Here is a 24,964-nt window from a genome sequence, read left to right as displayed (position 1 = left end):
CCCCCCCCCCCCCCCCCCCCCCCCCCCCCCCCCCCCCCCCCCCCCCCCCCCCCCCCCCCCCCCCCCCCCCCCCCGCGGCCCCCCCCCCCCCCCCCCCCCCCCCCCCCCCCCCCCCCCCCCGCGCCGGCCCCCGGGGGGGGGGGGGGGGGGGCCCGGGGGCGCCCCCCCCCCCCCCCCCCCCCGGCCCGGTATCAGGACCTTCCGTTGAGCGTTGGGGTCGGTTCCGCGCGGTAGTGGTACTCGGCCTCGCCGCTGACCACCGGCCCGCCTGGCGTTTCGACTTCCCACGCCGCTTGCTCCGCCAACGGCGCTGGTTGGGACGGCTGGGCGTGGCGCGACGTGCGGTCGGCGGAGACCTTGGGCGCCACGTGCTCGTCGGCTGCCGTGGTCGGTTCGGCGCGCAGCACGACAGGTACCTGGGCGCGCAGCTCAGCTGGCACGTCGATTTCCCGCGTCGTCCGGGCTTGCAGGACGGGTGCGATGCTGATCGGGAGCTCGGCCGCGAACTCCGAGGCCGGTTGCTGCTGCCGGGTCTGCTCGCGGTCGCGCCTGCGCTGGGCGCGGCGTTCCGTGAACGTCTTGGCCGGGCCGGTCCGGTGCGGGTTGCTCAACACCGGCGGCGGCACGTCGGAGCTGGCCGAAGGCGACGTCGGGGCTTCCGCGCTGCTGCCCGGCCGGGTGCGCCGCTGGTCGTTGCCGAGCACCGATGGGCCCGAGGTCGGCGGCGGCTGGAACGCTTCGGGGATTTCCGTGCTGAGCGTGGCGCGAGTGGACTGGCCGCCGTTTCGGGAGTTCGGCGAGCCCGGCGCGCCGGTTCCGGGCGGTACCGCGCCCTGCCCAGTTGGTGGTCGGGTGCCCCTGGTTTCCGGCGGAAGCGCTGTGCCGTTCGGGTTTCCGGGATTGCGTGCGTTGAGGATCCTGCCCTGCTGCTTCTGCGGCTGGGCCGGGGCGCCACCGGGTGGTGGCGGCGTCAACGTGCCCGGTGGCGCGCTGCCCGGTGTCGTCGGCGCACCGACGCCCGGCGTGCTCATGGTGTTGCTGATCGTGCTGGGTGGCGCGCCGCCCAGCGCAGTGCCAGGTGGGCCGAAAGGTGTTGGCGTGCCCGGAAGACCAGTCGGTGCCGGGCCGCCGATCCGGCCGATCGGCAGGCCGAATCGGCCAGGCGCGACGGGCGGTACGAGCGCGGGCACGCCGCCTGGTGGGACCGGCGCCGGGCCGGGTGGCGGTGCCCCGCCGGGCGGCGTCGTGCCGGGTGGAACGCCGGGTGCCCCGGTGGGCGGCGCGGATCCGGTGGGTGCGTCGGGTGCCCCGGTTGGTGGAGCCGCCCCCGTAGGCGCGTCGGGTGCGCTGCTGGGTGGTGCGGATCCGGTGGGCGCGTTGGGTGCCCCGGTCGGCGGTGCTGATCCGGTGGGTGCGTCGGGTGCGCCGCTGGGTGGAGCCGATCCGGGTGCGCCGGGTGGGGCACCCACGTTCGGGAGCGGCATGCCGAACGCGCCGGGGTGCGACACCGCGTTCAACGGGTCGAGCCGCATCGCACGGCCCGCTGACAGCTGGCCGAGGTACGGGACGTACTCACCCGCGACCCGGCTAGCCAGTTCACGCGCGAGCCGGTCGTACTTCTCCACGACCGCGTCCTGCTCCCGACCCGCCCGCAGACCCTCGGCCGGGTTCGGCTCGTTGCCGGGGACGGTGCGATCACCGGCGGCGCCCATCTCCGCTTCGTACTGCCGGAGGAGTTCGCGCATGTCCTCCTGCGCCTCGGTCATCACCTGGGCGAGTCCGTGCAGCGCGCTGGCGTTGCGGTTCGCGGCGTTCTGCCAGACCTTCAAGTACGCCAGCGTTTCCCCGACCTTGCTCATGAAAACGTCCTTGGCCGCCGGGGATTCCCACTCCGCGGCCAACTTCTGGGTTTGCGACTGCAGCTGGCTCTGCGTGTTCGCGAGCATCGCCGCGACGTTGGCGAACTGGTCACCGCGTTCGGCGGTGGTACCGGGCTGTTCGCCCATGATCTGCCGCTCGACCTCCTTGAGCGTGGTGCCCCGGCTGGCCGCGGTGTCCGGACTCGGCGTGTAGTCCCCGGAGTCCGGGGTCTCGCCGGTGAAGTAGAGGTCGTCGGGGGTCATCGGCCCCTGACCGGCTCCTACCGAGTAGTTCTCCAGCGTTTGGTACGGGTAGCCGAAGTAGTCGTCGCCCGGTGGCGGTGTTGGTTGCGTCATCGCCGATCAACCCCCGACCATCTGCCGGTTCCGCGCCATGTTCTGCTCGACTTCCGCCGCCCAGTCCTCCGGGGTGACCGGCTCGGGTTGCCGCCCGATGTAGCGCTCGCCGGAGCGGTTGCCCTGCTCGTCTTCGGTGTAGTACTGGCGGGTGTGCGTGCCGTCCGAGTACTGGGTGGTGACCTTGTGGTCCTCGGTCCTGGTCTCCCGGCCCTCGGCGTCCCGGTTCGTCACGGTGGTCACCTCGTCCACCGTGCCGCCGCCCTGCGGCACGTTGGTGACAGTGCGGGTCGAGGTGTTGACGACCTTCCCGGTCTTCTCGTTGTAGGTAGTGGTGATCATCGTGCCGCCGGGCTGCGCGGTCGTGGTGTAGACCTGGGCGCCCTGGCTGTTGTAGCCGGTTTCGGTGATGCCCTCCGGGGTCCGCACCACGGTGCGGACGCTGCCGTCGGGCGCCTCGTACTTGTACGCCACGCCGCCGGAGAAGTGGTTCGTCTCCACCAGTTTCTCCGCGCCGACCGGGCCAGGGCCGCCCGCGTTCTTCAGCCCGTCGGCCAGCGTTTCCTTGAGGTAGGCGGGAGCTTCGGCGGGTCGCTGCGCGCCGGGCAGGGCGAACGCCCACTCCACACCAGCGAGTCGGACCGCGTTGGAGCCGTCGGTCCCCTCGTACATGTCGGCGCAGGTGTGCGCAGCCGAGGAGATGGCCAGGTGGTTCTGCCGGACGGCCTGCAGGAACATCATCATCTCCTGGCCGTTGCGGCCGACCAGCGTCTGCGCTCGGGTGCCCTCCGGGAACCCGCCGGTGCTGATGCTGATGTCGTCACCGCCACCGTTGACCAGCATGGCCGGGCCCATCGCGTCGCTTTCCAGGTTCTTGCCGATGGTGGCGACGTTCTCGCCGTAGCCGCGCAGCGAACTGGGGTCGGCCTTGAGTTCCTTGCCGCTGGTCGGCCAGCTCGGTCCGCTGCCGCCAGGATCCGGTGGTGGAGGTGCCATGTTGTCCCCTTCGCTGCGCCAGGTCAGGCCGAAAACCGCTCCACCGCCAAGCTAACTACCCGATGTCAACCCCAAGCCCCGGTGGCAGGTGTAGGCCAAGCCCCGCGTCGTGAGTGGTTGTGGTCGTTCTGGCGACCTTTACCACTCACGACTCCGAGGCGAGCTCCAATCCGCGCGCCCTTTTACTCGGTGAAGGTGCCCGTCACCTCGCGTTTTCAGTGCTCCGGGGGGAGGTGGGCGAATTGGACTAGTTCGTTGCCTCGGGCTCGGGTGACGAGCCAGCCCCGGCCTGGTGGGAGTGGTTCTGGTTTGAGCTTGCCGAAGACCGGGCCTTCTTCCGGGTTGCCGGAGAGCAGGACGCCTGGTGAGGCCAGGTCGCGGATGCGGGAGATCACCGGGTCGAAGATCGCTCGGGCCACGCCGCCGACGCGGCGGGTCAGGACCAGGTGCAGGCCGATGTCGCGGCCCTGCGTCATGAAGTCCAGCAGCCGCACCAGCGGGTTGTCGTGCGGGTTGGGCGCGACCAGGTCGTAGTCGTCGATCAGCACGAACAGCTCCGGACCGCTCCACCAGCTGCGGCTGCGCAGCTGCTCAGGCGTGATGTCGTTGCCGGGCAGGCGTTTCTGCATCGCCTGGAGAGTCAGCCGGACCATCTCCTGAACGCTGCCAGCGGCGCTGGCGTAGCCCACCAGGTACTCGTCGGGCACCAGCCCCAGTAGGCTGCGGCGGAAGTCGATGACCGCGATCTGCGCCTGTTCCGGGGTGTACCGGGTCATGATGCTGCTGGCCAGCGCGCGCAGCAGGGTGCTCTTGCCGGACTCCACGTCGCCGAAGACCATCAGGTGCGGCTCGGCTTCGAAGTTGAGGTGCACCGGCTGGAGGTCCGCCTCCGAGATGCCCACGGCGATACCGCGTGGGGAGCGGATCTCCGCCTCGGGCAGCGCCGAGTAGGGCAGCTCGGCGGGCAGCAACCGCACCCCGGACGCCGCCTGGCCCTGCCACGCCTGGTTGACCGATTCGACGAAGTGCCGGATGCCTTCGGAGAGGTTCTCGTCGGTGGACTGGTCGTCGACCCGTGGCACCGCCGCCAGGAACTGCCCGGCGTCCGACGACAGGCCGCGGCCCGGTGACTGGTCGGGCACGCTCGCCGCCTCGCGCCTGCCGAGCATCGAGTCCACCGCGTCGCCGAGCTTCAACTCGATTCGGCTGCCGAAGACGTCCCGCATCGTCATCCGCAGGTCCATCCAGCGGTTGCAGCTGGCGATCACGTGGATGCCGTACGCCAGACCCCGGTTCACCAACTGCGTGACGTCGCCCTCCAGGCTCTCGAACTCGCCGCGCAACGTCAGCCAGCCGTCCACGACCAGGAAGAGGTCGCCGAACCGGTCCTCCGGGAACCGACCCTCGCGCAGCAGCCGCCGATAGGTGGACATGCCGTCGATGCCGTGCTCGGCGAACCTGGCCTCGCGCTCGGCCAGCAGTCCGACCGCCTCGGCGATGCTGCGCCGCACCTGGTTGGTCTCGCGCCGCGTCGCGACGCTGCCGACGTGCGCCAGCCCGCGCATCCCGGTCAGCCCGCCGCCGCCGAAGTCCAGGCAGATGAACTGCACTTCGTTAGGGGTGTGGGTGAGCGCCAGGCTGCCCATGATGCTGCGGATCAGGGTGCTCTTGCCGCTGTGCGGACCGCCGACGACCACGACGTTGCCGCCCGCCCCCGCCAGGTCCAGCTCGCACCGGTCGCGGCGCTGCTCGAAGGGCCGGTCGATGATCCCGGCGACCGCGCGCAGCTTGCCGCGCAGTTCCGGCTTCTCGGTGGTCAAGCCCCGCTGCGGATCGGTGATCAGCGGCCCCACCAGCTGGTCCAGGGTGGGCGGGTCGGCCAGCGGTGGCAGCCAGACCTGGTGGGCCGGTTCGCCCTCGCCCTCCAGCCGGTCCACCAGCACGTCCAGCAGGGTGTCGCCGACTCCCTCGGTCTCCTCGGCGGTGGCCAGCACCTCCTCGGTGGTGCGCGGCCGCAGGTAGCGGGTGGAGTAGTCCTGCACCGGGTCGATCTGCCTGCCTTCGTTGTCGGTGCGCTTGACGACACCGCGCTGGTGCAGACCGGAGACGTAGGCCGCCTTGAACCGGAGCAGTTCTTCGGTGCCGGAGCGCAGGAATCCGTTGCCGGGCGAACGCGGCAGTTCGAACGCGTCGGGGGCGCCGAGCACGACCCGGCTTTCCATCGCGGAGAAGGTGCGCAGGCCGATCCGGTAGGACAGGTGCGAATCCAGGCCGCGCAGCTTGCCCTCCTCCAAGCGCTGGGAGGCCAATAGCAGGTGCACGCCCAGCGAGCGGCCAACCCGTCCGATCTGGACGAACATGTCGATGAAGTCCGGCCGGGCGGTGAGCAGTTCGGAGAACTCGTCGACCACGACCAGCAGCGAGGGCAGCGGCTCCAGCGGGGCCCCGGCGGTGCGGGCCCGCTCGTAGTCGCGCTGGGAGGCGTAGTCACCGGCCTTGCGCAGCAGTTCCTGCCGCCGCACCAGTTCGCCCTGGATCGCGTCCAGCATCCGGTCCACCAGGTGCAGTTCGTCGGCCAGGTTGGTGATCACCGCGCTGGTGTGCGGCAGCCGGTCGAGCTTGGTGAACGTCGCACCACCCTTGAAGTCGACCAGCACGAAGTTGAGGACCGCCGAGTCGTGGGTGACCGCGAGCGCCAGCACCAGGGTGCGCAGCAGTTCGGACTTGCCGGAACCGGTGGCGCCCACCAGCAGTCCGTGCGGGCCCATGCCGTCCTGGGCGGATTCCTTGAGGTCCAGCTCCATCGGGCGGCCGTCGGCGGTGATGCCGATCGGCACCCGCAGCTTGTCCCGGTTGGAGCGGGTCGTCCAGTTCTTCTTCGCTTCGAACTCGTACGGGTCGCCGAGCCCCAGCAGGTCGGTCAGCTCCAGCGAGCCGGTCAGTGGTTGCTCCGCGGTGGTGAGCGTGGCCAGCCGCATCGGTGCCAGGGAGCGGACCAGGCCGCGCATGCCTTCGACGTCGAACGCGTCGGCGCGGCCGATGTCCCCGGAACCGTCCATGGTGCGGCTGGTCAGCTTGCCGCTGGCGTCGATGTCGAGGACCAGTGTGGTGGCGTCGAGCACGCGCGGCGGTGTCCCGGCGAGGTTGATCAGCGTGACACCTTCGACGCCGCCTTCGATCATCAGGTGTTCCGAGCTGGCGGTGTCCCCGCCGTCGAGGAAGACCACCAGGTGCGCGGCGCCTTCCATCGGCATCGAGCCGGGGTTGAACCTCGGCCGGTTGGCCAGCACGTCGTCCAGCATCGCCTCCAACGCGGTGATGCTGGGCGCCACCAGCCGGATCTGCCCGACCGCGTCGAACTTGGTGGGATGCAGGGCCTGCGGCAACCACTTCGCCCAGTCCCACACGTCCCGGTCGTCGGGGTGGATGCAGAACGCGGTCAGCACGTTGCCGGGGGCGTGGAAGGTGCCGAGCTGTGCGACCACGGCGCGGGCGAAGGCGCGCTTGGCTTCGCGATCACCCGTGACGTAGATCTGGGAGAACCCGCGCAGCGCCACCGCGACCGGTAGATCCGGCACCGCCGAATACGTGGTGACGAACTTCCGCAGCGCCATCGCGCACAGCGGTTCGAGCTCGTCGATCGGCCGGGTCTCCGGAGGCACCAGGCGGGTGGCGAGTTCCTGCGGTCCCAGGCCGATCCGGACCACCGTGTAGTCCCAGTCGTTCGGGCGGCGCTCCCACAGCCGGGCGCTGTGCGCGGTGGACCAGAGCTGGTCCGGGTTGGGGTGCCGGTAGAACATCGCGTTGCGCTGGCTCTCGACGGTGGCGCGCACCTGGGCCCGCAACTGGCTCAACCGCCGCATGTACCTGCGGCGCTCGGCGATCATCTCCTGCTTGCTGGCGCCCTGGCCGACCTGGCTCATCACCTGGAAACCGATCATGCCGAGGATCGCGGCGCCGTAGAGCCCGCCCGCGACGTACATCAGCGGACCGGAGCGGCCCGCGCCGATCAGCAGCGCCATGCCCGCCATCCCGGCCATCATGGGCAGCACCATCAGCACTCGGGTCCAGTTGCGGCCGGGCGGTGGCGGGTTCTCCGGTGGCGGGTCGAGTATCAGCTCGCCGGAGGGCAAGTCGGGCGCGGGCCGCCGCAGCGGTCGCTTGACGATGATGGTTCCCAAGACCGAGACCTCCGAAAGCCGCCTGCGGCAAAAGGACTTGTTTCAACCATCCCACTGCCGCGTTCCGCATTGCTAGGCTGCTGGGCCAATTCCACCGTCACTTCTCCAGAGGAGTGCTATGACGTCCACAATGGGCACCACGCTGGCGAAAGTAACGATATCCACACCGAAGCGCGGGATCGATGTCGCGCTGCCAGAGGATGTCACAGTTGCCGAGCTGTTGCCCTACATTCTGCGTCACGCCGGGGACGATGCGGCCGACGCCGGAGAACGGCACGGCGGTTGGGCGTTGCGCCGCCCCACCGGGCAACGCTTGGACCCGCGGCAAACCCTTGGCGCTCAGGAAATCCGGGACGGCGAAGTGCTCCACCTGGTCCCCGGCCAGTCGGAATGGCCGGAGATCGAGTACGACGACCTGGTCGAGACGATCGCCAGCGGAGCGCGGCGCAACGGGCGCGGCTGGGGACGCGCGGCGACCCGGCGATGCGGTCTGGTGGTCGGCGGTTCGGTGCTGCTCAGCGGCACTCTGATCACGTTGCTGTTCCGCGGCCCGTGGCTGGCGCCGGGCCTGATCATGCTTGCCGCGGCGGTAGTTCTGACGGCGTTGGGCATCGTCGTCGCGCGGGCGGTGCCGGATGCGCGCGGTGGTGCGCTGTTCGCGGGATGCGGTCTGCCGTACGCGTTCTTGGGTGGCTTGCTGATCACCGCGCCCGCGCACGTGGGCCTGCTGGCGTTCGCCAGCCCGCAACTGCTGGTCGGCACCATCGCGTTGCTGGTGTTCGGGATCGCCGGTTACGTCGGGGTGGCGGCCGAATCGCGGGTGTTCGTCGCGGCGATCAGCATCGGACTGCTGGGCACGTTGGGCGCCGGGTTGGGTGGTTGGCTCGGCGCGGACCCGGCAGCGGCGGTGGTGTTGACCGTGGGAATCGCGCTGCTGCCCGGATATCCGCTGCTGGCGATCCGGCTCGGCCGGTTGCCGCTGCCGGAACTCCCGCAGCGCGCGGCGGACCTGCTCACCGACGACAAGCCCACCGCACCGACGTCCACGGTGTTCGACGCCGCCCGCCGCGCAGACGAGGTCCTGACGGGACTGCTGCTGGGCTTGGCGGTCGTCGCGGTGTGCTGCGCCCCGCCGCTGATCGCCAACGGTGGTGCCGCGAGGTTGACCATCCTGGTGCTGGGTTCGCTGGCGCTGCTGCTGCGGTCCCGGCTGTTCGTGGTGCCCAGGCAGCGGATCCCGCTGTTGGTGGGCGGGTTGCTGACCGCGGCCGGGTTCGCCGGGCAGCTGATCGCCGGGTTCGAAACCATCCTCGCCCTGGCGCTTTCGCTGCTGGCGCTGGGCCTGATCGCACTGCTGATCGCGGCGGCGGGTGTCGTCTACACCCGGAAGAACCCGTCGCCGTACCTCGGCCGCATCGCCGACTGGACCGACGTCGTGGCTATCCTGGCGCTGATCCCCTACGCCGCCTACATCACCGGTTTCTTCGCCTACGTCCAGGGCCTGATGGCATCCATCGGGTAAGCCTGCACGTGTGGTCTTCTTGCGTGGCGGTGCGGGTGGCGGAACCTCAGAAGCCTTCTCGGTCCGGGATCCCCGACATCATGTATGTCCAATACACCACGTCGAGGCTGTCCTGCCGAGATAGCTCAGGGTGCGGGGTGTCCCCGCATGGCACCGCTGAGAACCCGCGGCGGTGCAAGTTGCGATAGTGGGGAAAGAAGAAGCGGCTTCGCCGCTTGCCTGACGTCGAGTTGCGTGGAGCTCTTTGAACTGCCGCGCGAGTACTTGGTGAGCACGTATCCGATCCCGAGGACAGGGCTGAACCGTGGCTAATCGTCGAGACCAGCTCCAGGCGTACCAGTTCATGATGCAGCGGGTGGTTTCCGCCCTGGTGGTGCGCGAGACCGACCCGGAGCAGAGCCCGCTGCGCCGCGGGGTCGGCGCCGTGTTCGCGGGCGTGATGATCGCCGTGCTGGTGGCGGCCGGGTTCGGCGTGTACGGCGTGTTCACCGGGGTCGGCGGCACGGCGTGGCAGGCGGACGGATCGGTCATCATCGAACGCGAAACCGGTGCCAGCTTCGTCTACCGGGAGGGCGTGCTGCAGCCCACGCTGAACTTCGCCTCGGCCCGGCTGATCGCCGGGAAGACCGACACGAAGGTGCACCGGGTCGCGACCAAGAGCCTCGCGGGCATCCCGCGCAGGCCGACCGTCGGCATTCTCGGTGCGCCGGATTCGTTGCCGGACCGCAAGTTCGCGCTCAACGGCCCGTGGACGATGTGCACGGTACCCGGCACGAACTCGGCGGGCGGCCCGATCGACACCACCACGTTGTTCGTAAGCGGCTCGCTGGCGGGCGGAAGTCCGCTGGGCCAGCGGGCGGTGCTGGTCCGCGACGTCACCGACCACCTGACCTACCTGATCTGGCGGGACCACCGGTACCGGATCGTCGGTTCGGCGGACAGCTCGGTCCAACCGGAGCAGGTGATCCGGTCGGTGTTCGGGCCGCAGGCCGTGGTGCTGGATGCCGGAACCGGTTGGCTGAACGGTCTCCCGGCCGGGCAGGACATCGCGCCGATCACCGTCGAGGGTTACGGCACACCGTCCACTGTGCTCAGTGGCCGCAATGTCGGCGACCTCGTCCACCACCCGATCGGCCAACGCGAGCAGTACTACCTGGTGCGCCCAGACGGATTGGCCCCGCTGACCGAACTCCAGGTGCGCACGCTGCGCGGCCAGTACCCGGTGGAACCGGTGCAGATCACTCCGGCGGTGGCGAACTCGGTCCCGATCAGCAATGCACTGGCCTCGCCCAGCGGTGAATCGGCGAAGCCCGCTGACGTGCCGGAACTCGCCCCGGTGCCCGCCGAACGGCGGGCCACGCTGTGCGCGCGCACGGTCGATGCGGCTGCCGCGCCGCAGGTTTCGCTGGGCGGTGACACGACGGTGCTCGACGCGGGCATCGAGACCAGTGCGGAGACCGCGGAGGGTGCGCGGCTCGCCGACCGCGTGCTGGTGCCCTCCGGCGGGGTGGTCGTCGTGCGCGCCAAGGCATCCGCGACCGATCCGGCCGGTGCCTACAACATCGTCACTGACCTGGGGTTGCGGTTCCCGGTCCCGTCCGAGGCCGTGCTGCAGACCCTCGGCTACACCCCGGCCGACGCGGTGCCGATGCCCGCCGCGCTGGTGCAGCGGATTCCGGCTGGTCCGACGCTTGATCCGGCCGCCGCCCTGCGGACCACGACAGCGCTCCCGTAGTTCTCCCGCACAAAACCCGACTTCTGGGCGTGTGAGCTGCGAATTGTGGATGGTGGCAGGGTTTTGCCACTGCCCGCCATCTGGCAGCGCATCCGCATAGCCTGCCGGAGTAAACCACTGCCCACCGATGAGGGGTGACGGAGTTGGCCGGAGATCTCAAGCTCACACCGGAACAGACCAACCAGCTGCAGATCGCCATCGGCGACACGCACGAGAACGCCAGCACGCTGATGCGCCAGATCGTCGGTGACTACATGTCGATCGCCGGTGCCGCGTGGCAGGGCGGGGCGTCGAACGCCGCAGTCGGCAAGCAGCAGGAATTCGAGTCCATCTGGCAGAACCTGTCGCAGATCCTCGTTGATCTGGCCCAGGGCGTGTCGGGCACCACGCAGATGGTCGGCCAGCAGGACGCCGACTACCAGAACCTGCTCGCCGCCGTCGACGGTGGCGGAATGGGCAACTTCGGCCGCCTGTGACGGGAGTACCCGTCCATAACTCTTTTGCTTTGCGGTACGGGGTGTCCCCGCAGGACACCTCTGAGAACCCGCGGCGGTGCCGGTTGCGTGGGTGGGCCAAGCGGCTTCGCCGCTTCAAAAACGAAAAGTCGAGCGTTCGAAGCGGGTTTGCGAAGGAAGGTCACAGCAGATGACGATCCAGTACGGGTTCGGGGCGATCAGCGACACCGGCAGCAGCACGGTCAACGCCGCGGGTCAGATGAAGTCGTTGTTCGACGACCTCAAGACCAGGGCCAAGGCGATCCTCGCCGAGGACTGGCACGGTGCCGCGGCCCAAGCATTCGACCAGGCGGAGGCCAAGTGGGACGCCCAGGCCAACGCGCTCGGCGACGCCCAGGCGCGCACCGGTCAGCTCACCACGCAGGCAAGCGACGACATGATGGCCACCGACGTGCGAGCGTCCAACCTGTTCAACGCCTGATGTGCAGCCAGCTCCGCCCGACACCGACCGTGCTGGGCGAAGCTGGCTAGCAGCGGATCTGGCGGCTCGGAGCCGGGACCGGAAGTAGCGCCGGGACCGGCTCTTTCGCACGACTGCTGGACCAACCGGGGTGGTGAATCTCGAACATGCTGTCAGTCAACGGAATTGGAGCTCTTCGGCCGGTCGCCGAAGAGCTCGACCGGCGGTGCGGGCAGTTCGTCCTCGGGTCGATCCGCCGGAACTTCGGCGAGACCGGTTCGCCACCGCCGACGCCGACCGCGCGGGCCGAACACCACCACCGCGGTCATCACCGCGGCCGCCGCGATCCCCGCACCGGCCAGCGCATACGCGAGCGAGTTGCTGCGCTGCCAGGCGGCTTCCCTGGCGATTTCCTCGGCGGTGGGCAGGTTCGGGTCGGCCGGCGGCAAGGCGATCGGGTGGCCGTCGACCAGGTTCGCCACCGCCGCTTGGTACGGGTTGACGATGCCGTGGCCGTACCGACCGCTGTCCACGCCTTCCGGGGCCGGGGTCGCGGTCGCCAGCAAGCGCTGCACGACCTCCGCGCCGGACAGTTGCGGCCGGTAGTCCCGCAGCAGCGCGACGGTTCCGGCGACGTATCCGGCGGCGAGCTCGGTACCGGACGCGGAGCCGACGCCGTTGTCCGGGTAGCTGACCGTGACATCGGCACCGGGTGCGACCAGGTCGATGCGCGGCGCGTGCGTGTCGGCCGCGATCATGCCGTCCGGCCCGATCATCCCGACCGACAGAACTCCCTCGTAGGACGCGGGAAACGGGATGATGCCGGGCGGATCGTTGCGTTCGGCGTGGCCTGCTGCGGCGACCACGACGACGTTGCTGGCCAAGGCCCGTTGCACTGCCTGCCGCAGCGCGCCACTGTCCTGATAGGACACCGCAGCTACGGTGATTACCGTGGCTCGTTGGTCGAGTGCCCAGTTGATGCCCGCAGCCAACGTGTCCGGAGCGACGGAGTCGCGCGGTTGCGCGTTGTTCGGGTACGAGTCCGCCACCACCTTCGCGGAGAGCAGCTGGGTGTTCGGCGCCATGCCGTGGAATCCGATCTGATCGGACTGCTGCGCGGCGATGATCCCGGCGACCGCGGTGCCCAGCCCGAGGCAGTCGGGTCGGCCGCTGACGAGTGTCGTCCGGCTGGGCGGGCTGAGGTCGACGCTGGCCGCGATCCGGTTGCCCAGCAACGGGTTTCCCGACACCCCGGTGCTGACCACCGCGACGCGTTGCTTGGACCCGGAGGTCATCGGCCAAAGCCGCTCCGGGGCGAGCATCTGCAGTGCGAACGGCACCGGGCTGGTCGGCGCACCGGCCGGAACGCACTGCTGCGCGTGGGCGACGGGCGGATTGATCACCAGGATGCCGAGACTGCCAACAGCAGCGGCGAGCAGCATTCGCAGGCTGCGTTTCGCGTACACGCCGGGGATGTTAGCGGAATGGGTGCGCGCGTTGTCCATGGTTTCGGTGCGACGATTTTCGGGAGTGGACCGATGGACTACGAGCCGATGTCGGTGAATCCGGTTTTCCGCGAGTTGCTGGATCAACTCAAGGAGGCGACCAGATCGATACCGGAAACGCAGCGGCGGATGATGGACCAGACCGGGGTGGCTTTCTCACCGGACCGAATGGTGAAGGTGGTCGTCGGTCCACGCGGTCAACTCGTCGATCTGGAAATCGACCCCCGAGTCTTCCGGCAACCCAACGCGGCGGCGCTGTCCGCGATGATCCTGCAGGCCAGCAGGGATGCGGTGACCCAGGTGACCGAATCGGTCCAGCGGATCATGAACGAGCGGATGCCGCCGGAACTGGCCGAGATCCGCGCCGAATACCAGCCGGATCAGATCGGCGCCGATGACCACCTGTCGGATTTGATGCGCAGTGACGCCGAGCGCTACGCGGAACGGAAGGAGCAGTCATGAGTAGTCCTGTGTCAACTCCAGTCCTCCTCAACCGCACCTCAGGGGAACGTGACGCAAGCCAGCCACAAGAAACTACGCGACGGGAGATTCGTGCTGGACGCCACCACCACTGTGAATCGCGGAGAGGCGGGACAGTGAATCGCGGAGAGGCGGAACTGTAATGAGCGAGGATTCGCTGAAAATTCTCGGTGGCCCGGCGGCGGTGTCCGGAATGGCCAGTCGGGTCGGCGCAGTTGGTGCGTCGTTCCAGGATCAGACCGCGAATGGGAAAAGTACCGTCGATCAGCTGATGAACGATCCGCTGACCTTCGGCAACGACAAGTTGGGCCAACAGGGAAAGCAGCCTTTCCTCGGCTACGAGGAAGTCTTCGAAAACCGGGAGCACCTCGGCGAGCAGCTGAACACGATAGCGACGAACGCCAAGTCAGCAATCGCAGCCTACGGCGACGTCGACGAGTTCTTCGAGAACCAACACCGCAACGTCCAAGCATGAGCACAGCTGAGGCGCCGCACCGGTCGTGAGTGGTAGCGGTCGTCAGAGCGACCGTTACCACTCACGAGCGAAGCAAGCCAACTCGCGCACTATTTCAGCTGCAGCGGAGGTTCCAGGTGGGTGGTGTCCTCGACGACTTCGCGCAGGGCGTGGTGGATTTCGGGGAGGAAGCCGACAAGTACATCGACGAGATCAACGAGTGGTTGCGGACCTGGTTGATGGCGCCGATCCCGATCCCGCGGCTGAGTTCGGTCATCCGCCTGCTGGTCGGCGACTATCCGGAGGCGGACGAGGCCAAGTCGGCGGAACTCGCCGCGGCTTGGGTCCGAGAAGCCGAACAGGCGGCTGCTTTCGCCAAGGACGCTGCCGCTGCTGCCGCGCAGCTCGACGCTGTCTGGAACGGCGGTGTGGCGGCGGCGAACATGCAGTTGGCCGTCATGCAGTTGATGCAGGCGACCAACGCCTACGTGTCCACTGCGGGTTCTTACGCACAGGGCGCCTACCAGTTCAACAACGCCGTCGTGCTGACGAAGAACGCCTTCCAGGCGAGCTTGTTGTTGCTGTGCTTCGAGGTCGTGCGGGCGTTGATAGCCGCCGCGTTCAGCTGGGGTGCTTCACTGTTGGGGATTCCGCCAGCGGTCGCGGTTGCCCAAGCCGCGACCCGGCGAGCGATCACCTTCGCGTTGCAGAAGGTCGGCGTCATCTTCATCCAGCAGACCCTGCGCCGGTTGGGCGTGCGGGCCGGAACCGTCGCCGCGCAGCTCACCAGCCGAACCCTGGGCAGGTTGGGGCAAACCGCCGCTGGCGGCGCTGCCAGGACTGCGGCGAGTCGGCTGGGTGGGACCACGATCGGTCGCGGGTTGAGCAATCAGTTGGCGCGGTCGGCAGCGCGCCAGCAGTCCGACCGGATCATCCGCGACATGGCGTTGAACGCCGCGCGCACCGCCGCCACCGGGCAGGCCGGGCGCCAAGCCGCGCGGGAGATCATGCGCGACCGCGCATTGCGGCAGGCCGTTGAACGGCAGCTCGCCGAGCGACTTTCCGGGCGAGCCGCGCTAGGAGCCGCACCTGTGCTGAGCGCGCAGCGGCAGGCGTTGGTGAACAACGCGGTCCGCCGTGCGGTCGACCGGCAATTGACCACCCGGCTCGGCACCCGTGAGCTGACCACCGGCAACGTCCTGCGGCAGCGGATGGTCGGCTACGGCTTGTCCAGCGCGCTGAAGTTCGGCATCGGCTCCGACCTGTACGCGCAGTTCAAGACCATGGCGGAGACCGACGGTCGGTACCACTACAGCGCGCAGTCCACCGCCGGGGCGTTCGTCGGCGCCAGCCTCGGCGGTGCGCCACTGGGCCTGGCCAGCAAGTTCACCGGCTACGTCACGACCGGCGCGGTCGGCGGTGTGGCCGCGGTCGTCGGCGCGACCGCGGTGACGAACCCCGAACAGCTCGCGGGGCTCGCGGCCAAACCCACCCGCCTCTACGGATCGGAAGGGCTCACCTGGGAAGGGGTCGGGCAGGCCGCGTTGGGCGGCGCGATGGGCGGGCTGTGGGAGCAGCGCATCGGCGAACGCAGCTTCGCCGAGGTCGGCGAGTCGATCAACCTGATGGAGCTGACCGGTGCGGCGGGCCAAACCCCGCACATGTCCAACTTCGTCGCGGACCCGCCGAACACGACCGCACCGACTTTGCAGGGCTCCGCCGGTGCTCCGACCAGCAGTGCTCCCGCGACTTCGGCTGGTGCAACTGGCGGTTCCGGTGGGGCGTCGGGGTCTGGCTCCAACGCGGGGCAGGGTGGTTCGGCGGCGCGGCCGGGCGATGCAGCCGCGGGTTCCGGTGGCGGAACCGGATCGGGCGGCGGCTCAGGTGGTTCGGGTAGCGGGTCGGACGCGTCGAGCTCCGGAGCGGATGACGACGGCGCCGAGGGCGGGACCGGCGGAAATGCCGATAACGACTCCAGCGATCCGTCGACCGGCGGACCGGCCGACGATGCGTCGGAGACCGGCCGCTCCGAGGATGACAGCCTGGAGAGCGGAACCACCGAAACCGGGGAAGCCGGTTCCGCTGCTTCCGAGTCGGGGACGACCGGCAGCGAGCGGTCGGAAAGCGGTACGGCGAGCGGTCCAGAACAGTCCACAACGGACGGTCAGCGAACGGATCCCGGATCTGACAACGGCGGACAACCCGAAGCGGACACCGCTGATACCGATTCGCAGGAGGACGACTCCGCTGCGGGCCAGCAGACCGAAGCGGGGAATAGTGCGGATTCCGAGCCGAACTCGGACCAGTCGAGCGACCAATCCGACGAGTCGGAAGCGAGCAGCGCCGAGGTAGCCAACCTCGGCGCTGACCAGGCCAGCTCCGAAGCTGCCACGGATTCGAGCGCTGGAACCCCTGCGGCGCAGTCCGGCCTGCGGGACGTCGGCCCGGCCCCGCAGGCCCAACCGGTCCGCTTCGAAACCCCGGAAGAACTGCTCGACCCCGTCCAATCACCGGAAATCGCGCGGCAGGGCGCGACCAACCAGCTCGCCGAGTTGGTGCGGGCTGGCCACGCCGTCTTCGACCCGGACAGCGGAGTCGTCGCGCTGACCGCGCCAGACGGCGCGGTCGTGCAAGCACGGCTGCAGTTGGACCACGGCCTGCCCGCGGGAACTTTCGAGGTGCGGCCGGGGCAGTTCGAGTTGACTTCGCGCGGATACGTCCAAACCGCGCCCGCCGACATCCTGATCTCCACCACCACGACCGCGAATGTGACCGAGGCGCTGGACATCGGCGCGAACCGGCTGCTCGAATCGGTGGCGCACCTGCTCGCCACCACTCCCGTGGTCTCGGCCAGCGGGTTCGACGCGTCGCACGGCCGTGCTGACGTTCGGGGCGAGGCAACGGGGGAAGGCGATGTTTGGCAGGCGCTCGCCCGCACCGTGCAGGTGACGCCGAACGTCGTGACGGCCCCGGACCAGGCCGAGCAGTTCCTCCGCGACGAGATCGCCCGTCGCCGGTCCTTTCCGCGGACGCCGTCCGAGGACTCGGACGCGGTCGCGCTGACGGGCCCGCTGGACGGCCCGCTGCTGGTGCACTACGCGGAATCCGGCACCGACGTGGCGATGCACGTCACCGTCGACCCGGAGCTCCGACCCGGCCAGATCCACGTGCGCACCCCGGCCTGGCGCAACGACGGCACGGCCTTGCGCCAAGTGGACATGGGTGAGCTGCGCGTCTCCGCTGCGGCGACCGCTGATCAGATGTTCGACCTGGTCGAAGCCGGGCTGCGCGAGATGCAGCACGGCGTGCCGGGCCGAGCCGACCGGCCGCACCAGCTGTTCAGCGCGGCCACGCTCCAGCAGGCCCGCGCACTGTCGCCGGTCGAAGGCGAACTCCCGGTCACCGGGGAGACGGCCGCGCACACCGACGAGGTTCGCCAGCACGCCAGGAAGTTCCTCGACCGCCTGACCAGCGCGGCGGGCGAGCCCGGCAGCCGAGCACCGCTGGCGGCGGCGGTGGACGGCAACGCGGTGCGGCTGCACTACCCGACCTCCACCGTGCACGCCGCGTTCCAGGTCGACGCCGAACTGCCCGCCGGGCGCTACCGGGTCACACCCCCGGAACTCGCCGTCCGGGACGGGCAGTTGGTGCAGGTCAGTCCGGTGCAGGTCACGATCTCCGGCAAAACTCCGGACAGCGAGAGCCAGCAGAAGCTGCTGACCGACACGACGATGCGGCGGGCGCTCGCCGAGGTGCACGACCTGACCGCAGGACTTGGCGAGATCGCGGACCGGTCGTTGGGCATCACCCTCGACGCGACGACCCAGCCGATGCACGCGGCCATCGTCAACGCCGTACCCGGCGTGAAGCTGCTGCTAGATCCACTCGCGCCGACCGACGCGCACGCGCGTTACTCGGTGCGCATGCCGGACACGGAGACGTTCGCGGACGACGCGCAAGACCTGCTGCGCGCACTCACCGACTCGGGTTTCGAGCGCGACGGCACCGCCGATGGCTGGCAGACCGGCGATCCGGGCCTGGTCACCACCTGGCGGGATCCGCGCAACGGAAACGCGGTGGTGCTGCGGCTGGAGACGCCGGAAGCCTCGGTCGCCCGCCGCCACGCGGCCCGCATCGATCAAGAGCTCGTCCAGTCGCCGCAGCCCGAACTCGCCCGCCACCGCGAAGAAATCCTCGCCGGAGCACGCCGACCCGCCGGAGTGGCGGAGCTCGTGACACCGCAGACCACTGCTGTCGCGGCGACTCCTGATACCCCCGATAGCAGTGCGGACAACACGCCCCGCCGCCGGGCGTTCGGCCTGCTCCCGGCCGAGCCGCGGTCTCCCGCTGCGCGCGCCTTCCAGTCTGACGTGGGCAGTTCCCACCAACCGGTGCACCGGGCCAGGCAACAGTTGGCCACCGCCCGTGCCGTGGACGCCGACCTGGCGGGCAAGATCGCGGACCGGTCGAACTGGGTCAAGTGGCTGGCCGTCCGGGTCGTGGAGTTCGCCGGGCTGGACCCGAACACCGACTCCCTGGTCGACGTCCTGGCGGAGGCGCTGGAACTGCCCAGGGGCGAGGTCCGCGCGAAGATCCTCGAACCGGGCCTGACGCGCGGCACCGATGCCCCGGTGGAAGCCGACTTCGTCCCCAAACCGGCGAGCCTGCCACCGGAAATCCTGCGAGCACCCGCCACCGAAGTACTCGCGATGGCCGCCCAGCACTACGAGAAGCTGCTGGCGCACAAGGCCCGCTCGGCAGCCGCGGTCGAGCGGGCCGAACAGCGGCTGGCCAACGTCGCCGAAACCGCGCAGACCGAGATCACCGAAGCCCGCGAGCGCGCGCTGGACAGCGGCCTGTCCGAACGCAAGGCGGCCCGCATCGCCGATCCGGTGCTGGACCTCCTGAAAGCCGACGCCGACCGGGACCTGCTGCGCGCCGACTCCGAAGCGGAACTCGCGGCGGCCGTTGTACCGGAAGCCCCGGCACTCGACCCGAACGACCTGCCCGGCGACGTCAAGCGGGGCATCCGCGGCATGGTCGGCGTGCGATGGGACCTGCACGAGGTCGTCCGCGTCTACGAACCCCTGCGACGGCAAGCCGAATCCGGGTATCGCGTTCAGTGGCAGTACGTGCAGAGCCTGCGGCAGGAGTACGCCGAGCAACGGACAGCGCTGGCCCGAGAACTCGCCGCGCAGCGGCCCGGCAACGTCGCGCACGTGCTGCGCATGCCGGTGCGCTTCATCGCATCCGGACAGCTCCAAGCCGCGCCTCGCGGGCCGCAGAGCGCGGTGCAAGCCCTGAACCAGGCCGCCCGTGCCGTCAAGGAGCTGGAAGGGCGGCTGGATGAGGCCGTCGAGGGGTTGCGCCGCGCCGAGCAACGACGGCTCCAGGAGCACGCCAGGTACGTGACGGAGCTGCGCGAGATCGTCAAGAAGGCCAGCGATGCCGGTTTGACGCACCAGGAGATCGGCAACCGCACCAGGCTCGCGCAAGCCGAGATCGCCCTGATCACCGGGCAGGTCACCAGTCCGGGCCGCGCCGAACAGCCAGCCGCCCATCGGGTCGCGCTGGTGGACAAGCTGCTCCAGATCGACCGGTTCATGTCCCGGACCTGGGGCCGGATGACCGCCCGCGAATCGCTGGCTCCGGCGGCGCGGGCGAACCGCACCGCTTTCGAAGGTCTGCAACCGACCAGCCCGAACCTGGTCGACGAACTGCGCGCGCTGGGCGTCTCCGAGGACACCGCCGGGATGATCGGCAAGCCGCGCGTGGGCTTCCGCTACGCCAGCGACATCCACCTGCACCTGCTCGGCTACGCCCTGGAGCGCTACGTCAACCCGGCGAGGTTGTTGCAAGACCTGGAAAATCGAGGCGCCGAAGGTCGAGTGCTGATCTCCGGTATCCGGGAACGCGGCTTCGGCCTCGCGGCGGGCAGCGGCACCTTCTACTACGGCACCCTGTCGGTGCTGCGGATGGGCCTGTTGGAAGGCACCACCGGCTTCCTGGAACTGCAGGGCAAGTACGTCGACGCCTGGATGTACGACCTGCACGACCAACTGCCCGACCACCTCAAGGAACGGGCCGTCGTCGGCTCCGTCGGCACCCGCTGGGACATCCCCGGCTCGATGGGCAGCCAGCTCGGCTCGGTGATGGTGCACGGCGCCTACGTCAACGGCGAGGAGACCGGGCGCAAGGAACTCGTGGACCGGCTGCTCGGGCGGGAGACCAACACCATCTACAACCCGGCGTGGGTCGCCCACCTCGGCCAGCTCATCGAGGCGGCGAAGGCCGTCAAGCAGGCGTTGCAGGACGGCGAACTCGAACGCGCGCGGCTCGGTCCGGAACTCGCCAGGCTGTTCCCGGCGGACGGCAGCCCCTACCAGGCGGCAGCGCAAGCCGAGCAGCAGTTGGAGTTCTTCGACACCCTCGTCGGCAACGTCGTGGAGCTGAAGAACCTGCTGCGCGCGGCCGGGAGGTCGATCGCCGCGGAGAGCCTGAACAGCACCGCGCCGAGCAAGTTCAACCCGTACCTGCTGGAGAAGATGCGCGCCCACCAGGTGCTGGGCACCATGCAGCTGCTGCACTCCGACAACGGGCTGGCCCGGCTGAACACCAACGGGCTGATGGTCTCCGGCCCGCCGGACGAGCGCGGCCTGGTGCCGATGTTGGCGCTGCTGGCAGAAAATCCCGACCTGGCGACGAACCGGCTGGTCTGGGCGCACCTCGGGGTCGGCAACTGGACCTCGCTGACCGTGCAGCACCTCCAGTTCGTTCGCCGGGCGCTGGACTTGGTGCCGGGGCTGAACTTCGACTTCTCCTGGAGCCCGCTCGGCCAGTACCTGCGCGACGACGCGGTCCGGCAGGAGTTCGTCGAGCTGGTGCGGGTGCACGGCGATCGGCTGCTCTACGGTTCCGACACCATCAACCCGCAGCCGGGCGCGCACTACACGCGGCCCTACAACGAGCTTGAGCCGATCCTCCGGGAGCTCAGCGCCGACCGAGGCGAGGACCTGGCCCGCAAAATCACCCGCGACAACTTCGACCGGCTGGTGGACGGCTCGATCCAGGCGGGCAAGCAGCACTTCGTCGACGAGTACTTCTCCGCGCACCGCGCGGCTTGGGAGGGGTTCTTCGCGGAGTTCTCCGCGGAACGCGTCCAGCAGATCCGGCAGCGCGCCGACCAGCTGTTGGCCGAGGGCTTCGTGCCGAACCCGGAAACCGCCGTCGGGCCGGGCGACTGGCGCAACAACCAGCAGATGCGGTCCCTGATCGCCGCGACCAACGTGGTCGATTCCGACCACGCCAAGCGCGAACGGCTGGCCGCCACGGGCCTGGCCAAGGACATCATCCGCAACCACCAGCTGGCGGAGCAGGAACGGCAGCACGCCGAGCGGACCACGCGGGACCTGCGGGTCGCGGCCGAAGCGGACGGCCTCACCACCAACCCGCTGACCCTGGAAGCGATCGTCGCCACGATGTACACCAGGGATGCCGGTCAGGACGATCTCGTCGGCCTGGTGCGTGACACCGTCGAGGAAACCGAGCGCGGCCAGCAGGACCGGGACCGGGAACTGGCCCAGGTCCAGAAGCGGGTGCGCCGCCGGAACCTGGTGGGCATGACCGGAGCGGCGCTCGGCGTCGCGGGCGCCACGGCGGTGGGCCTGACGGCTTCTCCGGTACTCGCCGGATCGCTCGCGCTGGCGGGCAGCGTCGCGTTCGTCACCCGCAGCATGCTGGGCAACGCCAAACTGCTGCATTCGCAGAAGATCCGCGCCCTCACCGAATCGCTGGTGGAACGCGGCAGGCTGGACCCGGACGCGGTCGAGACGCTGGGTCGGCTGATCCAGAAGTACCTGCCGGACAACATCAATCCGCTCGGCCGGGCGGGCCGGGAGGTCTTCAAGGAGATCCTGGACAACGCGAACGTGCAGTTCCAGCGCCGGATCAACGAATTCCTGACCGACTACCAGGCGGTCATCTCCACGCCGCTGAACACCGCCAGCGGCGAAACCATGGAAGACCGGGTGCAGGTCGCGGTCATGCTGTTCTCGCGGCTGACCGACTACCTCAACCGCGACGTGTACGGCGGCACCGGTGGGGCGGCCTCGAAGCGGCTGGAGCGGGCCGTCGCCATCGGCACGCCGGTCACCTGGCTGGTCAACCTGGCGTCCAGCCTGGCGCAGGCCAGCACCGGCACCGGCTGGACGCTCGCCACCGGCATCGCCTACACCGTGGTGGCCGCGCCGTTCCTGGCGGCGACCCTGCCGGGCATCTGGAAGCAGTGGGACGTCGGCCTGCACCCGAAGCTGCGCTTCCTGCAGAACATCGTCGGCTGGGGCGGCCTGACCGGGGCGAACCTGGTGCTGCTCGGCCAGCAGTTGGCGACGGGCAACGTCTTCGGCGCGGTCGCGGCGACCACGTTGACCGCGGCCACCGCCTACCTGACCAAGATCGGCTGGACCATCGAGACGAAGCAGGGCCGGGTGGGTTCGAAGCTCGGCCCGCAGGCTTCGTACGTGGCCAACGCCTCGCTCGGTGGCATCGGGGTGATGCAGCTGACGGCGGGCACTCCGCTGGGTCCCTCCGGCGCCGCGTTCGGCGCTGCCCTGGCGGCGTCCGGGCCGGTGATCCAGAACGTCCGCAAGGCATGGCACCGCGTGCACCAGCCCGCCCGGTCGGTCGAGTACACCAGCGTGGACCAGCTGCACCGCGCCACCACCTCGATGGAACGGCCCGAGCCCTCGGCGGCGCCCGGCAACGCGCGGTCGTTGGAGGGCAACTTCCGCGCCGCGCTGCGCGACCACCGGCCGGAGTTGGAACAAGCCGACCTGTTCGGGCGGTTCGCGACCTACCAGGCCGAAGAGGCGCACGGCCCGAGCCGCCAACCTCGTGCCGAGCGGTTCGAGGTGCCCGCCACGCGGCCGGATCTGGCTGGACTCCGGGAGGTCGTGGCTGGCCTCGGGAGCGATGAACTCGCGCAGGTCGGCGTGCGCGGCGTGCAGGTGGACATCGGAACCCGGAACGATCCGCGCACCGTGGTGGCGTTCACCAACGGCGCGATGGCCGAGGTCCACTTCGGCGCGACGGCGTCCGATGAAGTCGAGATCCGGTTACCGGCAACCCGAATCGGGGCGGACGGACTGCCCCGAGCAGCCGATCCGGTCGTGGTGGAAGTCCCGGTGCACCGGGGCGACGTCGCCAACCAGGTCCTGCAAGCCCTCAACCGGATCGCCGAGCACTTCGGCCCATCCGCGCCACCGGCACCCAACCCGCCGGGTCCCACCGGACCATCAGGAGATTCCGGGTCGTCCTCGGCGCAAGTCGTTGCCCCGCAAGGAGATCCTGTGTCGCCGGGTGCGACGGCGCAGCAGCCGGGCCGATCCGAGCCGGTGACGTTGGGCTCCGCGAAGGTCGTCGCCGAGCACGAAGCCGCCTCCGACGTGGACGTGCTCGCTTCCGCCGAGCGATTCTTCGCACGCGCACCGGTCGAGTCCGCGCAGCGCCAGGAGGACGGAACTTGGGAACTGCGCTGGGAGAACGGCCTGGCACTGCGCGTTCAGGTCCAACCCGGCGAAGCAGCCGAGGCCACGCTGCGCATCCCGAGCATGCGCTGGGTCGACAACAGCTGGCAGCAGGCGGAACCGGTGATGATCGAGCTGCCCAGAGGCTGGCCGGAGCAGGCTGTCCGCGACCTGGTCACTAGCGCGCTGCTGCGAAAAGCGTTGCACCAGTTGGAAACCGCGGTGAACGAGTTGGGGACGCCGGGCGACGCCCAAGGGGCAGGCCCGTCCCAGCACGAGGAGACTGGTCCGAAGCAGGACTGGCGTGATGTCCGGGGTGACGTATCCGGCATGTCGCCGCGCGAAAAATTGGCCGACGGTGATTACCTGCGCACGCACTACTACGAGCGGACGAACCAGTACGGGCGAAGGGAGTTCGTGTGGAAGTACTCGAACAAGAACTACGACCAGTTCGGCGAAAAACGCCTGCGCGTCACATCGGACAAGCACGGCAATCCGATACTGCCCAGCGATGTCGCCCCGCCGGAACCGTACGTCCCGAAGAGCGTTGAGTCGAATCCGTTTTCGGCTGACGCTCAGGAACGGATTCGGAACAACGTCCGCCGGAACATGGAAAGCCACCGACGCGAAAACGACCAACGCCAACTGGAAATCGACAACCGCGAGAACATCGGCAAAGACGCCGTCCGCGCGTACGACGCGTATTCGGACGCCGCCGCCGAGGTCAAGCGGGCGCATGGCCTCCCCGAAGAGGCGAAGTCGAAGGAAGTCGAGCAGTACGTGGACCCCGAACTGGTCGACAACAAGAAGTACTACGCGACGATTCGCACCAAGCTCGGTGAGGAAACCGGCGAGGCCGTGGCGGCCGAGTTCAGCGGGGATTTCATCAGGGCGAACTGGGGCGCAGACGCGGATGTCGAACCAATCGCGTCGACGACCGGCGAACCCGATTCCGGCAGCGCGGATGCCGAAAACGTCGGGCGGCGCAGCGCGTCCGGGGAATTCGACCAGATTCGCGAGCCGGTCGAGGACGAATTCCTCATCACGGAGGCCAAGGGTCCGCGCGCCGATTACGAGGCCAGTTGGGACATCGACGGCGACGTCCGCGTTCAGCAAGGCCACCCCGATTACCTGCGAACCATCTTGGCGAAGATGCGGGCGGGCGACCAGGAAGAACTCGCGGATCGGATTGAGGACGCCTACGACCTCGACATCACCGATCCGCGAGATCTCCCGCGGGTGCGCTACATCGGCGTCAGGGCCATCGTCGTCACCGAAGACGGTGCTACGGTGATCGGGTACGAGGCGACCGAGTTCGACCTCCTGCCCGAGAGCCATCGAACAGTATTGGGCCCGAGAAGATCAGACAATCCTAGGTGATCATGAGAACTGTTGAGCGCCCCGAGGCTGACGCGAGTCACCTGGCTGAAAAATCT

11 protein-coding genes are annotated in these 24,964 nt (G+C 69.4%); 7 read left to right on the top strand and 4 right to left on the bottom strand.

The window, feature by feature from the left end:
• Positions 1–191: 191 nt before the first annotated feature.
• The 3 genes from MOQ72_RS27625 to eccCa all read right to left on the bottom strand — a co-directional run bounded on the left by MOQ72_RS27625 (position 192) and on the right by eccCa (position 7,393).
• Positions 192–2,216, bottom strand: a complete 2,025-nt coding sequence (locus MOQ72_RS27625; protein ID WP_242188595.1) for a hypothetical protein — start codon at positions 2,214–2,216, stop codon at positions 192–194.
• Between the two features lie 6 nt (positions 2,217–2,222).
• A complete protein-coding gene (locus MOQ72_RS27620) occupies positions 2,223–3,212 on the bottom strand; it encodes a hypothetical protein (RefSeq protein ID WP_242188594.1) in 990 nt (329 codons plus the stop codon).
• Between the two features lie 215 nt (positions 3,213–3,427).
• Complete coding sequence (eccCa, locus tag MOQ72_RS27615; RefSeq protein WP_242188593.1) at positions 3,428–7,393, bottom strand: type VII secretion protein EccCa; 3,966 nt, start codon at positions 7,391–7,393, stop codon at positions 3,428–3,430.
• A 118-nt stretch (positions 7,394–7,511) separates the two neighbouring features.
• Here eccCa and eccD point away from each other — a divergent pair, with 118 nt between their 5' ends.
• From eccD to MOQ72_RS27595, 4 genes are all read left to right on the top strand, one after another.
• The gene (gene eccD, locus MOQ72_RS27610) at positions 7,512–8,915 is read left to right on the top strand and encodes a type VII secretion integral membrane protein EccD (protein WP_242188592.1); all 1,404 of its coding nucleotides are present in this window, start codon (positions 7,512–7,514) and stop codon (positions 8,913–8,915) included.
• A gap of 304 nt (positions 8,916–9,219) precedes the next feature.
• Positions 9,220–10,650, top strand: coding sequence for a type VII secretion protein EccB (eccB, locus tag MOQ72_RS27605; protein WP_242188591.1), 1,431 nt, complete (start codon positions 9,220–9,222; stop codon positions 10,648–10,650).
• Between the two features lie 134 nt (positions 10,651–10,784).
• The gene (locus MOQ72_RS27600) at positions 10,785–11,126 is read left to right on the top strand and encodes a WXG100 family type VII secretion target (protein ID WP_242188590.1); all 342 of its coding nucleotides are present in this window, start codon (positions 10,785–10,787) and stop codon (positions 11,124–11,126) included.
• A 169-nt stretch (positions 11,127–11,295) separates the two neighbouring features.
• Positions 11,296–11,586 carry a WXG100 family type VII secretion target gene (locus MOQ72_RS27595; protein ID WP_242188589.1) on the top strand — a complete coding sequence of 97 codons (291 nt, stop codon included), beginning with the start codon at positions 11,296–11,298 and terminating at the stop codon, positions 11,584–11,586.
• Positions 11,587–11,738: 152 nt separating this feature from the next.
• Here MOQ72_RS27595 and MOQ72_RS27590 read toward each other — a convergent pair whose 3' ends face one another.
• Positions 11,739–13,031 (bottom strand): S8 family serine peptidase, encoded by a 1,293-nt coding sequence (locus MOQ72_RS27590; protein WP_242188588.1) that lies wholly within the window; start codon positions 13,029–13,031, stop codon positions 11,739–11,741.
• Positions 13,032–13,103: 72 nt separating this feature from the next.
• On the opposite strand from MOQ72_RS27590, the gene MOQ72_RS27585 reads away from it, so the two are divergent.
• From MOQ72_RS27585 to MOQ72_RS27575, 3 genes are all read left to right on the top strand, one after another.
• Positions 13,104–13,532 carry a YbaB/EbfC family nucleoid-associated protein gene (locus MOQ72_RS27585; protein WP_242188587.1) on the top strand — a complete coding sequence of 143 codons (429 nt, stop codon included), beginning with the start codon at positions 13,104–13,106 and terminating at the stop codon, positions 13,530–13,532.
• 160 nt (positions 13,533–13,692) lie between these two features.
• The gene (locus tag MOQ72_RS27580; protein WP_242188586.1) at positions 13,693–14,025 is read left to right on the top strand and encodes a hypothetical protein; all 333 of its coding nucleotides are present in this window, start codon (positions 13,693–13,695) and stop codon (positions 14,023–14,025) included.
• A gap of 116 nt (positions 14,026–14,141) precedes the next feature.
• Entirely contained in the window at positions 14,142–24,908 is a 10,767-nt protein-coding gene (locus tag MOQ72_RS27575) for a WXG100-like domain-containing protein (RefSeq protein ID WP_242188585.1), read from the top strand.
• Positions 24,909–24,964 lie beyond the last annotated feature (56 nt).

It is taken from the genome of Saccharopolyspora soli, assembly GCF_022678645.1.
GTDB lineage: Bacteria > Actinomycetota > Actinomycetes > Mycobacteriales > Pseudonocardiaceae > Saccharopolyspora > Saccharopolyspora soli.
Note: the sequence above shows the minus strand (reverse complement) of the source record. Positions and strands in the feature narration are given on the sequence as shown.